General features: G+C 66.5%; 17 protein-coding genes and 3 tRNA genes. 7 read left to right on the top strand and 13 right to left on the bottom strand.

Annotated features, from left to right (window positions below):
- Positions 1-95 precede the first annotated feature (95 nt).
- Positions 96-1,040, top strand: a complete 945-nt coding sequence (locus ACJH6J_RS04630) for an endonuclease/exonuclease/phosphatase family protein (RefSeq protein ID WP_406803585.1) — start codon at positions 96-98, stop codon at positions 1,038-1,040.
- Position 1,041: 1 nt separating this feature from the next.
- Here ACJH6J_RS04630 and ACJH6J_RS04625 read toward each other — a convergent pair whose 3' ends face one another.
- Together ACJH6J_RS04625 and ACJH6J_RS04620 are read right to left on the bottom strand one after the other, a co-directional pair.
- Positions 1,042-1,701, bottom strand: a complete 660-nt coding sequence (locus ACJH6J_RS04625; RefSeq protein ID WP_406803584.1) for a M15 family metallopeptidase — start codon at positions 1,699-1,701, stop codon at positions 1,042-1,044.
- Positions 1,702-1,780: 79 nt separating this feature from the next.
- A complete protein-coding gene (locus ACJH6J_RS04620; RefSeq protein WP_406803583.1) occupies positions 1,781-2,479 on the bottom strand; it encodes a TetR/AcrR family transcriptional regulator in 699 nt (232 codons plus the stop codon).
- Positions 2,480-2,799: 320 nt separating this feature from the next.
- On the opposite strand from ACJH6J_RS04620, the gene ACJH6J_RS04615 reads away from it, so the two are divergent.
- From ACJH6J_RS04615 to ACJH6J_RS04590, 6 genes are read left to right on the top strand one after another with little or no spacing between them, the layout of a single operon-like run.
- On the top strand, positions 2,800-3,657 hold the full coding sequence (locus tag ACJH6J_RS04615) for an SDR family NAD(P)-dependent oxidoreductase (RefSeq protein ID WP_406803582.1): 858 nt from the start codon (positions 2,800-2,802) through the stop codon (positions 3,655-3,657).
- Entirely contained in the window at positions 3,654-4,517 is an 864-nt protein-coding gene (locus tag ACJH6J_RS04610; protein WP_406803581.1) for an SDR family NAD(P)-dependent oxidoreductase, read from the top strand. Before ACJH6J_RS04615 ends, ACJH6J_RS04610 begins: the two co-directional genes overlap by 4 nt.
- Before the next feature lie 5 nt (positions 4,518-4,522).
- Complete coding sequence (locus ACJH6J_RS04605; RefSeq protein ID WP_406803580.1) at positions 4,523-6,049, top strand: flavin-containing monooxygenase; 1,527 nt, start codon at positions 4,523-4,525, stop codon at positions 6,047-6,049.
- Positions 6,046-7,575, top strand: a complete 1,530-nt coding sequence (locus ACJH6J_RS04600) for a flavin-containing monooxygenase (protein ID WP_406803579.1) — start codon at positions 6,046-6,048, stop codon at positions 7,573-7,575. The genes ACJH6J_RS04605 and ACJH6J_RS04600 overlap by 4 nt, the downstream gene beginning before the upstream one ends.
- On the top strand, positions 7,572-8,600 hold the full coding sequence (locus ACJH6J_RS04595; RefSeq protein WP_406803578.1) for an alpha/beta hydrolase: 1,029 nt from the start codon (positions 7,572-7,574) through the stop codon (positions 8,598-8,600). Before ACJH6J_RS04600 ends, ACJH6J_RS04595 begins: the two co-directional genes overlap by 4 nt.
- A gap of 47 nt (positions 8,601-8,647) precedes the next feature.
- Positions 8,648-8,929 carry a hypothetical protein gene (locus ACJH6J_RS04590; protein WP_406803577.1) on the top strand — a complete coding sequence of 94 codons (282 nt, stop codon included), beginning with the start codon at positions 8,648-8,650 and terminating at the stop codon, positions 8,927-8,929.
- A 61-nt stretch (positions 8,930-8,990) separates the two neighbouring features.
- Here the strand turns inward: ACJH6J_RS04590 and rplA are convergent, their stop codons facing one another.
- From rplA to ACJH6J_RS04535, 11 genes are all read right to left on the bottom strand, one after another.
- Positions 8,991-9,701: a 50S ribosomal protein L1 gene (gene rplA, locus ACJH6J_RS04585; protein WP_061001845.1), complete on the bottom strand. Its 711-nt coding sequence runs from the start codon at positions 9,699-9,701 to the stop codon at positions 8,991-8,993.
- 92 nt (positions 9,702-9,793) lie between these two features.
- On the bottom strand, positions 9,794-10,225 hold the full coding sequence (gene rplK / locus ACJH6J_RS04580; RefSeq protein WP_020101322.1) for a 50S ribosomal protein L11: 432 nt from the start codon (positions 10,223-10,225) through the stop codon (positions 9,794-9,796).
- Between the two features lie 71 nt (positions 10,226-10,296).
- The gene (gene nusG / locus ACJH6J_RS04575; protein ID WP_406803657.1) at positions 10,297-10,974 is read right to left on the bottom strand and encodes a transcription termination/antitermination protein NusG; all 678 of its coding nucleotides are present in this window, start codon (positions 10,972-10,974) and stop codon (positions 10,297-10,299) included.
- A 202-nt stretch (positions 10,975-11,176) separates the two neighbouring features.
- On the bottom strand, positions 11,177-11,641 hold the full coding sequence (gene secE, locus ACJH6J_RS04570) for a preprotein translocase subunit SecE (RefSeq protein WP_406803576.1): 465 nt from the start codon (positions 11,639-11,641) through the stop codon (positions 11,177-11,179).
- A 63-nt stretch (positions 11,642-11,704) separates the two neighbouring features.
- Positions 11,705-11,777 (bottom strand) — tRNA-Trp (locus ACJH6J_RS04565).
- A 144-nt stretch (positions 11,778-11,921) separates the two neighbouring features.
- Positions 11,922-12,434, bottom strand: coding sequence for a (3R)-hydroxyacyl-ACP dehydratase subunit HadC (gene hadC, locus ACJH6J_RS04560; RefSeq protein WP_212806965.1), 513 nt, complete (start codon positions 12,432-12,434; stop codon positions 11,922-11,924).
- Positions 12,435-12,436: 2 nt separating this feature from the next.
- Complete coding sequence (gene hadB / locus ACJH6J_RS04555; RefSeq protein WP_212806966.1) at positions 12,437-12,865, bottom strand: (3R)-hydroxyacyl-ACP dehydratase subunit HadB; 429 nt, start codon at positions 12,863-12,865, stop codon at positions 12,437-12,439.
- The gene (hadA, locus tag ACJH6J_RS04550) at positions 12,852-13,331 is read right to left on the bottom strand and encodes a (3R)-hydroxyacyl-ACP dehydratase subunit HadA (RefSeq protein WP_212806967.1); all 480 of its coding nucleotides are present in this window, start codon (positions 13,329-13,331) and stop codon (positions 12,852-12,854) included. Before hadA ends, hadB begins: the two co-directional genes overlap by 14 nt.
- 9 nt (positions 13,332-13,340) lie before the next feature.
- Positions 13,341-13,508 (bottom strand): 50S ribosomal protein L33, encoded by a 168-nt coding sequence (rpmG, locus tag ACJH6J_RS04545; protein WP_059015841.1) that lies wholly within the window; start codon positions 13,506-13,508, stop codon positions 13,341-13,343.
- Between the two features lie 35 nt (positions 13,509-13,543).
- Positions 13,544-13,620: transfer RNA gene (locus tag ACJH6J_RS04540), tRNA-Met, on the bottom strand.
- 67 nt (positions 13,621-13,687) lie between these two features.
- Positions 13,688-13,760, bottom strand: a tRNA-Thr gene (locus tag ACJH6J_RS04535).
- Between the last annotated feature and the right edge of the window lie 215 nt (positions 13,761-13,975).

Genomic DNA, 13,975 nt, shown 5'->3' with positions numbered 1-13,975 from the left:
GGGACGAGGCAGAACATACGTCCGGTACATTTTTCGGAACAGCTCGACGCGAGCCGGCACGGCCAACACGAGAAGTGCGGAGGCAAATCATCGCGATGTGGCATTCAGTTCTGACATACGCCGGTGCCATCACGCTGTGCGCAGCGGTGGCCGGCGTCGCGGTGCGGTGGATTCCGATTGTCAACCGAACACTGTTGGCCCTGGCCGCCGGCGCCCCGTATGCGCTCATCGGCGCCCCGGTGGCCGCCATCCTGTTCGGGGCGGCAGGAAACTGGCTGCTGACAGCGGTCGCGATCGGCACCACCGTCGTCGCGGCCGTCATACAACTGCCCCTGTTCCGCCGCGCGCAGGCGCCGTCGGGGACGGCCCTGCGGTTCCTGTCGGCCAATCTGCGCTACGGGCGGGCCGACGCCGAAGCCGTCGTCCGGTACGCCGAGGAGAGCGCGGATATCGTTGCGCTGCAAGAACTCACGCCCGCGGCGCTGGCGCGGCTGGAGGCGGCCGGGCTCGACCGGCTGTTCCCGCACCGGGCGCTGCGCGAGATGGACGAACCCGGGGGCGTCGGGCTCTGGAGCCGTCACCCGATCAGTGACATCCGCATCGACGACGGCTTCTGGCTGGGAATGCTGGCCGCCGACGTCCACCTGCCCGAGGCACCCGCCCCCACCCGGGTGCTGACCGTGCACCTGTCCGCACCCTGGCCCGACCCGCTACAGGGCTGGCGCGACGACCTGGCGCGGCTGGCGGGCACGTTGCTGACGGCCGCCCGGGCAAGCACGGGCCCCGTGCTGCTCGCCGGTGACCTGAACGCGACTCCGGACATGCGGGAATTCCGCCGGCTGCTGCGGCAGGGCTATCAGGACGCCGGCGCACAGGCCGGCGCCGGGGTGGTGCGCACGCATCCGTCCGACATCGTCGCGCCACCGGTCTTCGCGGTCGACCACATCCTCACGCGCGGCTACGTGGCCACGTCGCTGCGGACGCTGCAGGTACCCGGTTCCGACCACCGGGCCCTGCTGGCGCAGTTGGTCGCCGGCTGACTCAGTTCACCGGCACGTCGAGGATCGGGCGCGGCTCGGATGCGCCCGGGCCGTTGAAGTGCCACCACTCCCCCGGGTACACAGTCAGCCCGCCGGCGACCATGGCGTCGCGCAGTCGCGCGCGGTTGGCCTGCTGTGCCGGGGTGACGCCCGTGGTCGCGTAGGCCGTCGCGCGCGGCGTGAAGTCATCGAAATCGGTGCCCATGTCGACGCCGGTGATGGTGACGTCCACCGACCGACCGGACTCGTGGCTGCGTGCGAACTGGCTGGGTTTGGCGACCCAGTTCGGGTCCGGCACGGCCTGGAACATCCGGACCTGCACGTCATGCGGTCGGTAGCAGTCCCAGAACGTCAGCACCTCGCCGTGCGCGCGCAGAATCCGGGCGGCGGTGGCCAGCCCCGGTGCCATGGACTCATGGATCAGGCACCGGGCATCGGCGGGATACAGCGGGATACCGACGAAGTTGTTCGGGGTGGCGTAGCGCAGGTCGATCACCGCGTCGGGGACGACGGTCCGGACGTCGATCAGTCCGGCCGCGGCGGCCTGGGGTGACACCGGCGGCGGGGCGGGCTGTGGTGCGGCCGAGGCCGCGCCGAGGTCCGGCCCGAAGTTCCCGACCGACAGCAGCGCGCCCAAGGCGACGAGTGTTCGCACGAACATGTGTCGAGGTTGCCAGATCCCGGCACCGGACAACCACGGGATCACCGGATGTCGCGGTGTGCCAACGCGGTCGGCGCGCTCAGCGGCTGGGCGACGGCGGCTTCCTGGTGTTCTTGGTGCCGACCCGCTTGCGTTTCGTCGGCCCGGGCTTGTCGGGCTGATCATCCGCGGTCTGCGGTGTGGCCAACCGATCCATCCACATCCGCAGCGTGGTGACCAGCAGCGCCGCGCTCTGGTCGGCGTCGGCAATCCCGATCGCCTGAGATATCGCCAATCCGCTTCCGGTCGCGACGATGGCGTCGATCGCCTCGTCCAAGCGCGGGTCGGCGGCGTCGACGCCCTCGGGTATCAGGTCCTCGACCATCACCCGGACCGACTCCCGGAACCGGTCGATGGTTTCCCTCGTCCCGGCGGTCTGCTCCGGGTCTCCCAGGGTGCTCAACAGGTACTCCGAACCGAGCACCGTGAGCGGGATGTCCGAGGACAACCGAGACCACCAGGTCGCCAGCGCCCCGAACCTGTCGTCCATCGAATCAGATTCGCCGACAAGCATTTCCAGCAATTTGGTGGTTTCCGCGAGGTACCTCGTGCGGAGGACTTCGAGGCACAGCGCCTCTTTGCCCGCGAAGTTGCTGTAGACAGCGCCGATGGTGCGCCCGGCGTCGGCCGCGATGGCCGCGATGGAGGTGCCGTGATAGCCGTTCGCATAGAAGAGCCGCGCCGCCGAATCGAGCACATCCTGGCGCGTCTGCGCCTGACTCTCTGCGCGTGTCAACACTTTCCGAGCCGCCACAGTGTCCTCCGCAGGTCCGCCAACCGGTCGCCGACGAGAGGCCAGACTACCGCCTCGGCGCGTTCCAAATTTGATATTGCCCCAATATTCAAATAGGGCTACTATCCGAAATGTGACATCGGCTCCACGGCAAGCAGCCCGACGGCGGCGCCCTGGCGATGCCCGCGATGAGCACGGCGTAGGCCCGGCGACGCATTCCCGCCTACCGAAACTGATTACCGCTCAACTCTTTTCATGAGGCCGACCCGAGGAGTCGAAATGACCGATACACACAGCTCGCCCAGCGCCGCCGACGGATGCCGGCCATGACAGTGGCAGTGGTGACGGGTGCCGGCAGCGGCATCGGGCGTGCGACGGCCGTACGGTTCGCCCGCAACGGCTCCGAGGTCGTGGTGGCCGACATCAACGAGCAGACCGGCAAGGAAACGGTCGACTTCATCCAGGACGCGGGTGGCCGCGCGGTGTTCCGTCGGCTCGACGTCGCCGACCTCACCGACTGGGAGGACTTCACCGACCGGGTGTGCGCCGAACACGGCGTCCCCGACGTCGTCGTCAACAACGCCGGCATCCTCATCGGGGGCGGCTTCCTGGAGCAGTCCAACGCGGACTGGCGGCGGATGATCCAGATCAACATGATGAGCCCACTGGTGGGATCCCGGTTGTTCGTGCAGCGCATGGCCGACGCCGGGGTGCGCGGCCACATCGTCAACGTGTGTTCGGTCGGCGCCTTCATGCCGACGCCCATCGCCCCCTCGTATGTGGTCGCCAAGGCCGGTGCGTGGTTCGGCACCCAGGCACTACGTGCGGAGTTCGGCGACAAGGGCATCAGCGTCAGCGCGATCTGCCCTGGGCTGATCCGAACCAGCCTGGCGGCCAACGGGACTCGCGGCGGAGTCGACGACAGCGACAGTTCGGACTGGGCGGCCAAGCTCGCCGCCGGGCACCGTTACATCGGCCGGTCCCCCGACCGGGTGGCTGCCGCGATCGAACGCGCGGTGCGCTGGAATCTCTCGACGGTCCCGGTCGGCGTCGAGGCCTGGGCCGGCTGGTACCTGTACCGGCTGTCGCCGAGCGCCGCTCGCGGCCTCTACGGCCTGTTCACGATGTCGATCGCCGACAAGGCAGTCGCCCTGTCAGGCAGGCTGTTCGGAGGGAAGCGATGAAGAATGTCATCGTCACCGGCGCGGGAGCCGGTATCGGGCGTGAGACGGCAAAGCTGTTCGCCGCCAAAGGCGGTCGGGTCGTCGTCGCCGACATCGACATGCCGGCCGCGAAGGAGACGGCCGAACAGATCGTCGGCGCAGGCGGCCAAGCCGTCGCCTACCGGCTGGACGTGGCTGCCGAAGACGAGTGGGAGGCCTTCGGCGAGTGGATGTTTGCCCACTTCGGTGCACCCCACGTGCTGATCAACAACGCCGGCGTCATGGACCTCGGCGGGTTCGTGGAGATGAACGCCGCGCAGTGGCAGCGCGAGATCGACATCAACCTGATGAGCGTCATCTACGGGTCACGGGTGTTCGCGCAACAGATGATCGACGACGGGATTCCCGGCCATATCGTGAATCTGTCGTCGGCGGCCGCGTACTTTCCATCGGGGCTCGAGCCCGCGTACGGCGTCGCGAAGTCGGCCGTCCTGATGGCCTCGCAGGCGTTACGAGTGGAGTTGCGCAGCAAAGGGATCGGCGTCACCGCGATCTGCCCGGGCGCCATCCGGACCAACCTGCTCGCCAACGGCCAACGGGCCGGGCTCACCGCGGAGCAGCAGGCGGCGTGGCGCGAGAGCGCGGGCGGTATGCAGCGATATGCCTACACCTCACCGCTGAAGGTGGCCCGGGCGATCGAACGGGCCGTGCGGTGGAATTCGGCCGTCGTACCGGTCGCACCGGAATCTTGGCTGCTGTACGGGCTGTTCCGGTTCTCCCCCAGCCTCACGCGCGCAGTTCTCGCGCGCGCGTCCTTCGACCGCATCGAATCCGTGATCCCGGTCGCCGGCAAGGCACTCGCCCGGCTGACCGGGAAATAGGAGATATGACAATGCCATCCAGCCCCGAATTCGAGGTCGTCGTCATCGGTGCGGGCTTCGGCGGCATCAACGCCGGCGTCCGGCTCCGGCAGGCCGGCATCGAGAACTTCGTCATCCTCGACAAGTGGGACAAGGTCGGCGGGACGTGGCACGCCAACCACTACCCCGGCGTCGCGGTCGACATTCCGTCGTTCATCTATCAGTTCAGCTATCACCAAAAAGGCGACTGGTCGCGGCTTTTCGCCCCGGGCCATGAAATTCAGGCGTACGCCGAGGAGGTCGTGGATGCCCACGGGCTGCGGCCGAAGCTGCGCCTGAACACCACGGTCACCGGATGCCGGTTCGACGAGGCGAACGACATCTGGCACGTCAGTACCGATTCCGGCGAGGTGACGGCCCGGTTCATCATCGCGGGCATCGGCGGCCTGGAGGTGCCGAACCTCCCGGATATCGCAGGCATCGACAGCTTCGGCGGGACGGTGCTGCACACCGCCGCCTGGGATCACAGCGTCGATCTGCGCGGTAAGCGGGTCGGCGTCATCGGCACGGGCGCCAGTGCGCTGCAACTGATTCCGGAGGTCGCCAAAGTCGCCGCCCACCTCACGGTGTTCCAGCGCACCCCGATCTGGGTCGCGCCCAAGCCGGATTGGCACACGGGCCGGGTCACCAGGGCGGTGCTGGGCACCCCGATACTGCGCGCGCCGTTGCGCGCGATCGGCATGGTGGGCGTCGAACTCGGTGTCGGCGCCGGCATGCTGCACGGGCGGCGGATGCAGCCGCTCATCCGCGGCGCCGAAGCCGCGCTGAAACTCTGGATGCGCACGCAGGTCAAGGATCCGGTGACGCGCGAGAAGCTCACCCCGAAGTACCTGCTGGGCTGCAAGCGACCGTCGATGCACAACGAGTACTTCAAGACCTACAACCTGCCGCACGTCGATCTGGTGACCGACCCCATCGAGAAGGTCACCCCCGACGCGGTGGTGACCGAGGGCGGCGCGGCGCACGACATCGATGTGTTGGTGTGCGCCACCGGATTCAAGGTCATGGCCAAGGGCAGCACGCCGCCGTTCCCGACCCTGGGCCGTGACGGCGTCGATCTCAACGAGTTCTGGGAGGCCAACCGCTACCAGGCGTACCAGGGCGTCTCGGCACCGAAGTTCCCCAACGCCTTCCTCGTCATCGGGCCGTACGCCTACGCCCCGGGCTCGTATCTGGTGTTGATCGAGTCGACCGGGGACCACGCCGTGCGCGTGATCACCGAGGCCCGGCAGCGTGGCGCCACCCGCGTCGAGGTCAAGCAGGAGCCGCACGACCGCTTCTTCGCGGACATGCAGAAGCGCGTCGCCGGAACTCCCCTGATGACCTCGGCGTGTGGCGGCTCCAACACGTATTACCTCAATCATCACGGCGACGCCGCGGCGTTCCGCCCGACCACGGTTCTGGAGATGCGTTGGGCGAACCGGCATTTCCCGCTGTCGGACTACCGTTTCACCCGCAACACCGTGCACGTGCCCGAAGGGGTGAGCGCATGAGTACGACGCCGCAATTCGAGGTCGCCGTCATCGGCGCCGGGCCCGGCGGTATCGCCGCGGGCGTGAAGCTCCGCAAGGCCGGCATCGACGACTTCGTCATCCTGGAGCGCGCCGACGATGTCGGCGGCAGCTGGCACGAGAACCACTACCCGGGTCTCGGCGTGGACATCCCGACCATCGCGTATCAGTACTCGTTCGCGCGCAACGCCAACTGGGATCGTTTCTTCGCCAAAGGCGCGGAGGTCAAGCAGTACCACGTCGATGTGGCCCGAAAGTACGGGCTGTACCCGCGTATCCGGTTCAATACCAACGTCGAACGGGAGGAGTGGGACGACACCGGTAACTTCTGGAAGCTGCATGCCGCCGACGGTTCCGTCGTCACGGCACGGTTCGTCATCAGCGCGGTGGGCGCGTTCGTCCGGCCCAAGGAGGACGTCGGGATTGCCGGTGCGAAATCGTTCAAGGGCAAGGTGCAGCGGCCGACCGATTGGGACCACGACTACGACATGACCGGCAAGGCCGTCGGCATCATCGGCACGGGAGCCAGTGCGGTGCAGATCATTCCGGCGATCGCACCGGAGGTCGGCCATCTGACGGTGTTCCAGCGCACGCCGGTCTGGTCCATTCCCAAGCCCGACTTCCGGGTACCGGCGGTGATGAAGAAGGTGCTGGCTTTCCCCGGCGTGCAGGCCACGATCCACGGCGGCGTGCTGGTCGTGGTCGACCTGATTCTCCGTGGGGCACTGCGGACCTCGCATTCGACGCTGGATCGAGCCGACGCGCTCTGCATCCGCGGCTACGGCAGATTCGTGGCCAGAACGGTGCACGATCCGGAAACCAGCGCGAAGCTGACGCCGAACTTCGGTCTGCTCGCCAAACGGCCGACCATGTCCAACGGATATCTGCAGGCCTACAACCGCACCAACGTGTCGCTGGTGACCGATCCCATCGAGAAGATCACGCCGACCGGCGTCCGGACCCGCGACGGAATGCTCCACAAGCTGGACGTGCTGATCCTGGCCACCGGCTACGAGGTGTTCTCCGACCCGGAGACGTATCGCCCGGGAACGGTCGTGGGCCGGGGCGGTTTCGATCTCGCCAAGTTCTACAACGAGGAAGGCCTGCAGGCGTACGAGAGCGTCTCGGTGCCGGGCCTGCCCAACCGGTGGACGCTGTGCGGCCCGTACTCGTGGACCGGTTCGGGCTGGCACGCATTCGTCGAGATGACCGCGGACCACGCCGTCCGCGCGATCACCGAGACCCGCCGCCGTGCGGCGCACGTCTGCGAGATTCGCCCGGAGGCCGCCGCTGCCTACCATCGCACCACCTATCGACGTGCGGAACCGTTGCGCTACTACCTCGGCGACCTCAACGGCCACGTGCCCACCTACTACCGGAACTCGCAGGGCGACACCACATACATCCGTCCCTCCGGTTTCTTCGAGGCCAGCCGCGGAAACCGCAGATTCCCGCTGGACGACTACCGCTACGAAATCCCGGCCACCACCGCGGGAATGCACGCATGAGCGCGATCGATTCGGTGACCATCGAGTTGCCCAGCCGCGCAAGCCGGTCACTGCGCGTCGCCGATGCGTTGGGCCGCAGGACGATTCGGCCCGCACTCGACGGTATCGCCCGGTTGGCCTGGCGCGGTACGCTGCGCGGCACGCCCGCGTTCCGCATCGCCAATCTCGCCGAGTTGATCACCGTCCCGCTACGGCCGCCGCGCGGCACCCGCCGCCGCGCCCTGCGCTTCGCCACCTGCCGCGCGGAATGGCTGTGGCACAAGACGATCGCCGGCCCCGACGACGTCACCGGCGGTGCCATCCTCTACTTCCACGGCGGTGGTTTTGTGGCTGGTGGACTGCACAGCCATCGCCGGATCGCGGGCCGTATCGCCCGCGCCGCGGGTATCCCGCTGCTCAACGTCGACTACCGGCAGCTGCCGGCGGCCCACATCACCGACACCGTCGCCGACGCGCTGGATGCCTACCAGCATCTGCTCGGGTTGGGCTTCGCTCCCGAAAAGATCGTGTTCGCCGGCGATTCCGCGGGCGGTGGCCTGGCCTTCGCCGCGGCGCTGGCCGCACGCGAGCGCCGTCTGCCGATGCCCGGCGGCATCGTCGCCATCGCGCCGTGGGCCGAATTCGATCCGGCCCGCAGGCTCGCCCACGCCAACGATCGGACGGACGCCGTGTTGTCGGCCTTCACCCTCTCGGTCCCCGCCCTGGTCGGTTTCGCGGCCGGCGGGGAGCTGGACCCGCGCTGGTCGCCGGTGAACCACGACTTCACCGGGCTCCCACCGGTTTTCATCCAGGTGGGCTCGACCGAAGTACTCCTGGCCGACGCCGAACAACTGGCTCAGTGCTGCCGCGCGGCCGCGGTGCCCTGCACGCTGCAGATCTGGGATCGCGCACTGCACGTCTTCCACGCCGGGGCCGACGTCCTTCCCGATGCCCGGGCCGCCATATCCGACATGGGCCGCACCATCCGCGCATTCGTCGACACCGGCGCCCCGTCTCTGCCGACCGGGCGCAGCACGGCGGCATGACCCCACGACAACGCCGCTTCGCAACAACCGAACAGAACGGAATCTTCATGCCCCAACCGCTGTTTCGCCAACGCATCACCGCCTGGATGCAGCTCCGTCCGGCCCCGATTCCCGTGCTCTGGCGCGGGGTGGACCGCATCCATTTCACCGCGGATGCGGTGATCCGGCTGATCGAGAAGGCGCACATGGGAATTCGGGATCAGATCGTGCTGCCGACGGCCGCGAGAGTCGGTGTGGCACCGGCGGCCATCGACACCTTCCGCCGACGGCACACGCAGTTCTTCGGGCGCGTGTACCGCGGACTGCGCACCATCCACTGGTACGTCTGACAACGAAGAACCCCCGCACGACCGAAGTCGTACGGGGGTCCTTCGTGAAATCGGATTCGGCTTACGCCTCTTCGGTGAAGTTCCGGGTGACGGCCGGGTCGACCGGGATGCCCGGGCCGGTGGTCGTCGAGACGGTGACCTTCTTCAGGTAACGGCCCTTCGACGACGACGGCTTGGCGCGCAGCACCTCGTCCAGCGCAGCACCGTAGTTCTCGGCCAGCTTGACCTCGTCGAACGACGCCTTGCCGATGATCAGGTGCAGGTTGGCCTGCTTGTCGACGCGGAAGTTGATCTTGCCGCCCTTGATGTCGGACACGGCCTTGGCCACGTCCGGGGTGACGGTGCCGGTCTTCGGGTTCGGCATCAGACCACGCGGGCCGAGGACGCGGGCGATCTTACCGACCTTCGCCATCTGATCCGGCGTCGCGATCGCGGCGTCGAAGTCGGTCCACCCACCCTGGATACGCTCGATCAGGTCATCGCTACCGACGGCATCGGCGCCGGCGGCCACAGCGGCCTCGGCCTTCTCACCAACCGCGAACACCACTACGCGGGCGGTCTTACCGGTGCCGTGCGGCAGGTTGACGGTGCCACGCACCATCTGGTCTGCCTTACGAGGATCGACACCCAGCCGGATCGCAACCTCGACGGTCGCATCCTGCTTCTTCGAGGACGTCTCCTTGGCCAGCTTGACGGCCTGGAGCGGGGTGTACAGGTTGTCGCGGTCCACCTTCTCGGCAGCTTCGCGGTATGCCTTGCTGTTCTTGCTCATTTGAATCTCCAGTTCAGAGGTTGTGGTTAGCGAGCCGAAGCGGGCTCTTCCACGTATTGCTCAGTTCGAGTACCCGACGTGTACGGGTCGAACTATTCGACGGTGATGCCCATCGAGCGCGCGGTGCCGGCGATGATCTTGGCAGCGGCGTCGATGTCGTTCGCGTTGAGGTCTTCCTTCTTGGTCTCGGCGATCTCGCGGACCTGGTCCCAGCTGATCTTGGCGACCTTGGTCTTGTGCGGCTCGGACGAACCCTTCTGGATACCCGCAGCCTTGAGCAGCAGCCGGGCAGCCGGCGGGGTCTTCAGGACGAACGTGAACGTGCGGTCCTCGTAGACGCTGATCTCGACGGGGATGACGTTTCCGCGCTGGCTTTCTGTCGCGGCGTTGTACGCCTTGCAGAACTCCATGATGTTGACGCCGTGCTGGCCGAGCGCCGGACCCACGGGCGGGGCGGGGTTGGCCGCGCCGGCCTGGATCTGAAGCTTGATCAGCCCGACGACCTTCTTCTTCTTCGGGGCCATTGGTGTGGTGTTCCTTTCTAGGTAGTCGCGGCGCGACTACGTTCCTGCTAACCGGGAGCCGAGGCTCGCGATTAAATCTTGCTGACCTGTGTGAAGGTCAATTCGACGGGTGTCTCGCGTCCGAAGATGGACACCAGCACCTTGAGCTTCTGCTGTTCGGCGTTGACCTCGCTGATCGACGCAGGCAGCGTGGCGAACGGGCCGTCCATGACGGTGACCGACTCGCCGACCTCGAAGTCGACCAGGATTTCCGGGCGCGCCAGGGTGGCTTCGCTGTCGGCACCCGACGCAGCGGCGGCCGCGGTCGCCTTGGCAGGCTTCTTCGCGGCGCCCTGCGGCAGCAGGAACTTCACGACGTCGTCGAGCGACAGCGCCGACGGCTTCGAGGTCGCGCCGACGAACCCGGTCACACCCGGGGTGTTGCGCACGGCGCCCCACGACTCGTCGTTCAGGTCCATGCGCACCAGGATGTAGCCCGGCAGCACCTTGCGGTTGACCTGCTTGCGCTGGCCGTTCTTGATCTCGGTGACCTCTTCGGTCGGCACCTCGACCTGGAAGATGTAGTCGCCGACGTCCAGGTTCTGCACGCGGGTCTCGAGGTTGGCCTTCACCTTGTTCTCGTAGCCGGCGTACGAGTGGATGACGTACCACTCGCCTGCCTGACGACGCAGCTGCTTCTTCAGCGCGACCGCGGGATCCTCGTCCTCGGGCTCCTCGGCGACGGCTTCCGCCGTCTCGTCGACGACCACGTCGGTCGTCTCGGGCGCTTCCTCGGCGTCGGCCGAGTCGGTCTCCAGGGTGTCGTCAGCGTCCACGGTGTCGTCCGAGGTCTCCACCGACTCGACTGCCTCGGCGGTCACGTCGGACTCGTCCGAAGGTGTCTCGCCATCGAAAGTCACGGTAGTCAGTCCTCTCTTACGTTCTTGAGCTCGTCCCGGCGGGCGCTCGGCGTCAGCCGAACACCCACATGACGAGCTTGGCGAGACCGAAATCGACCCCACCGATCAGCGCCACCATGAAGACCAGGAACACCAGCACGACGGTCGTGTAACCGATCATCTGCTTGCGGTTCGGCCAGATGACCTTGCGCAGCTCGGCGACGACCTGCTTGAGGTAGTTCCAGACGAACACGAACGGGTTCCGAGTGGGGCCCGTCTTCTTGGACTTGTCAGCCTTCTTCGGCTTGGACTTCTTGCCGGCCTCGGCCGCGCTGTCCTCGGCGTCGGAGTCCGTGTCGCCGGTCTCGGCGTCCGATTCGGACTCGTCGACCTCGACGGCCCGCCGGGCCCGCTTTCCGGTCGGACGCGCCGGACGCGTCACAACTGCGGTCTGGCCCTGCGACTCGCTTTCGCTCGCGTCGGTGCCCGCATCAGTACCGGCGCCTGCGGAGCCGGCACTATCGCGCTCGTCGCTCACCGCATGCCTTTCGTCTGTTCCAGGTGGTCACATTTCCAGTGTCCACATCGGTATTCAGTTGAGCAGGGGCGACAGGACTTGAACCTGCAACCTGCGGTTTTGGAGACCGCTGCTCTGCCAATTGAGCTACGCCCCTTCAGCACCGGCCAGGCCGGCGCTTCCGGTTGGGTCCTCACACAATTCGCGCGCTCCCCGATCGGTCGATGTGTAACCGACGGACAGCGCGCTGAAAAGGGTGGATCCCCGAGGACCGAGTGTACATCGGCCCCAGTCTGAGTTACTAATCCGCTCCGACGGCCGAACGCAAAACCTGGCCCGTTTCGCGGTCGTAGCGCACCGACACCGAGTTGTCGCCCTCGTGGCCCATCAACGTCGTGAAGGCCTCCATGATGACGCTGCCGTCGTCATCGGTGAGGGTGTTGCGGGTCATCACGATGTCGGCGCCGAACCGGTGCTCGACGGAGATGATCTCGACGGTCGCGTGCAAGCGGTCACCGACCAGGATCGGGCGGTGGTACACGAACTTCTGGTCGACCTGGATGATCTGCATGGTCTCCATGCCGACATCGACGACGCGGAAGAAGTCCTGCTGGACCAGCAGCGCGACGATCGCCACGAACGTCGGGCCGGCGACGATGGCCTTGTGACCCAACTCGGCCGCGGCGGCTTCGTCCATCGAGACGGGGTGGTCGGACTTGACGGCCTTGGCGTACTGCCGGACCTGCTCCCGGCCCACGACGAAGACCTGCGGGTACTTGTGGACCATCCCCAGGATGTTGGGATTCAGCGGCATGACTACGCCAACTTCGCGGTGGCGACGGCGCGGCCGAAGATCTTCTTGCCGCCGGTGGTGGCAGAGAGCGCGATGGTGACCGACTTGGATTCCTCGTCGACCGACTTCACGCGGCCGCTGAAGATCAGCTCAGCGCCGACGCCGTCGTTCGGGACCGGGACCACAGAGGTGAAGCGGACGTTGTACTCGGTCACGGCAGCCGGGTCGCCGACCCAGTTGGTGATGTAGCCGCCGCCGAGGCCCATGGTCAGCATGCCGTGGGCGATCGCGGTGTCCAGACCGACCTGCTTGGCGATCTCGTCGTCCCAGTGGATGGGGTTCAGGTCGCCGGAGACGCCGGCGTAGTTGACCAGGTCCTGCCGGGTCAGCTGGTAGGTCTTCTCAGGCAGCGCGTCGCCGACCTTGACCGAATTGAACTCACGAAGTGCCATCTGAGAATCCTCCCTGTCCGTCCTCGTCACCCGAGCGACCCGCCAAGGTCGTGTAGGCCTCCTGCACGACCTCATCACGGTCATTCGTGATGATGTTCTTGGTCACGATGATGTCGGTGCCGTGTGCCTGACGGAACGAGTCGACGTACACATCGCAGTACAGCTTGTCCCCGGCCTTGATCGGCTGCAGGAACTTCAGCGACTGGTCGACCTGGACGATCTGGGCATCAGAAATGGCGATGCCGGCATCGCCGAACATCGCGAATTGGGCTTGGTAGCCGAAGATGCAGATGAAGGTCAGCGGCGCGAGCAGCGCGTCGTGGCCGAGCTCGGCGGCCGCCGACTCCTGGTGGAAACACGCGTCGTCGTTCTGAACGGCAGTCGCGTGCTCACGGATCTTCTCGCGACCGACCTCGTAGCACTCGGGATGCCGGTAGTGATAGCCGACAATGTCCGCCAGACCCACGACGAGTGACTAACGCGACTCTTTGTGCGGCTGGTGCGTACCGCAGTTCGGGCAGAACTTCTTCAGCTCGAGCCGATCCGGGTCGTTGCGGCGGTTCTTCTTGGTGATGTAGTTACGGTGCTTGCACACCTCGCAGGCCAAGGTGATCTTCGGCCGTACGTCGGTACTCGACGCCACGTCTCTGCCTCTTTCGCTTCGAATCTCTGTTGTGCTGGTAGCGGTGGGGAGGCTCGATCTCCCGACCTCACGATTATGAGTCGTGCGCTCTAACCAGCTGAGCTACACCGCCCCGACAGACACAGGCGGCGCAGCGGCGGATTTTTACTTCCGTCGCTCCGCTCGCCATATGTCCACCGAGCCCCCTAACGGAATCGAACCGTTGACCTTTTCCTTACCATGGAAACGCTCTGCCGACTGAGCTAAGGGGGCCTGACCCTCGGTTTCGAACTGTCGGTTACGACCGTCTGCCCCGTGGGCCTTAAAGAGGTTACCGTCTCGCGGTTTCACCTGCCAAAACGGCAGCTCAACCATACTATTTCGGCCTGTTCGGGCGGTCCCGCCGCGGGTTTGCTCCGGGTTTGTCCCTGGCCTCGTCCAATGCCGCCTTGGTTATTCATCGGTTGAAGTCAGGTACTTCTGCGGCG

Origin of the sequence: Mycobacterium sp. SMC-18 (genome assembly GCF_045310895.1) — a bacterium.
Classification (GTDB): Bacteria; Actinomycetota; Actinomycetes; order Mycobacteriales; family Mycobacteriaceae; genus Mycobacterium.
This window is presented reverse-complemented; position numbering and strand designations above follow the sequence as displayed.

Excerpts from the sequence above, each read along its gene's own strand:
- ACJH6J_RS04630 (WP_406803585.1), top strand. The coding sequence starts at position 96 with ATGTGGCATTCAGTTCTGACATACGCCGGTGCCATCACGCTGTGCGCA.
- ACJH6J_RS04625 (WP_406803584.1), bottom strand. The coding sequence starts at position 1,701 with ATGTTCGTGCGAACACTCGTCGCCTTGGGCGCGCTGCTGTCGGTCGGG.
- ACJH6J_RS04615 (WP_406803582.1), top strand. The coding sequence starts at position 2,800 with ATGACAGTGGCAGTGGTGACGGGTGCCGGCAGCGGCATCGGGCGTGCG.
- ACJH6J_RS04610 (WP_406803581.1), top strand. The coding sequence starts at position 3,654 with ATGAAGAATGTCATCGTCACCGGCGCGGGAGCCGGTATCGGGCGTGAG.
- ACJH6J_RS04605 (WP_406803580.1), top strand. The coding sequence starts at position 4,523 with ATGACAATGCCATCCAGCCCCGAATTCGAGGTCGTCGTCATCGGTGCG.
- ACJH6J_RS04600 (WP_406803579.1), top strand. The coding sequence starts at position 6,046 with ATGAGTACGACGCCGCAATTCGAGGTCGCCGTCATCGGCGCCGGGCCC.
- ACJH6J_RS04595 (WP_406803578.1), top strand. The coding sequence starts at position 7,572 with ATGAGCGCGATCGATTCGGTGACCATCGAGTTGCCCAGCCGCGCAAGC.
- ACJH6J_RS04590 (WP_406803577.1), top strand. The coding sequence starts at position 8,648 with ATGCCCCAACCGCTGTTTCGCCAACGCATCACCGCCTGGATGCAGCTC.
- rplA (WP_061001845.1), bottom strand. The coding sequence starts at position 9,701 with ATGAGCAAGAACAGCAAGGCATACCGCGAAGCTGCCGAGAAGGTGGAC.
- rplK (WP_020101322.1), bottom strand. The coding sequence starts at position 10,225 with ATGGCCCCGAAGAAGAAGAAGGTCGTCGGGCTGATCAAGCTTCAGATC.
- hadC (WP_212806965.1), bottom strand. The coding sequence starts at position 12,434 with ATGCCGCTGAATCCCAACATCCTGGGGATGGTCCACAAGTACCCGCAG.
- hadB (WP_212806966.1), bottom strand. The coding sequence starts at position 12,865 with ATGGCACTTCGTGAGTTCAATTCGGTCAAGGTCGGCGACGCGCTGCCT.